This window comes from Psychrobacter sp. 1Y4 (genome assembly GCF_051847555.1).
Genome location: NZ_JBPYDE010001042.1, coordinates 1 through 544, shown reverse-complemented (window position 1 = coordinate 544; position 544 = coordinate 1). Strand labels below are relative to the sequence as shown.

The 544-nt window shown below is 43.8% G+C and carries 1 protein-coding gene; it reads right to left on the bottom strand.

What is annotated here, in order from left to right:
• Window positions 1–544, bottom strand: a 544-nt coding sequence (locus tag ACS8FC_RS20310; RefSeq protein ID WP_439298114.1) for an RNB domain-containing ribonuclease, incomplete at both ends; no start/stop codon positions are given.

Here is a 544-nt window from a genome sequence, read left to right as displayed (position 1 = left end):
TATCATGGTTACGATATAAGACTGGTAGCTCATGCTTGAGTGCAAAGTTTGCCGCACACGTATTAGCAAGCAACATACATTCTTCGATCAATTTTTGAGAGTCACCACGAGTACGCGGTAAGATAGCGTCAATGCCGCCTTTTTCGTTGAACTTGATGTACGTTTCAACCGTTTCAAATTCCATTGCATGACGTTCTTCACGCTTCTTAAGCAGTAGCTCATAAAGCTGGTATAACGTATCGATGGATTTTTTGACGTCTTTATTGCCCGTTAATGACTTAGGAAGTCGCTTATCATTTGGATTGGCAAGATAGTCGTTCACTTGGTTGTAGGTTAAGCGCGCTTGCGAGTGCATCACTGACGGATAAAACTCATATCCTGTAACCTTGCCTGCTCGTGATATTTTAATATCAGCAACCATACATAAACGATCTAGGTTAGGGTTCAATGAGCATAGGCCGTTAGAGAGCACTTCAGGCAACATCGGAATCACGCGATGCTGGAAGTATACGGACGTACCGCGCTCATAGGCATCTTGGTCGAG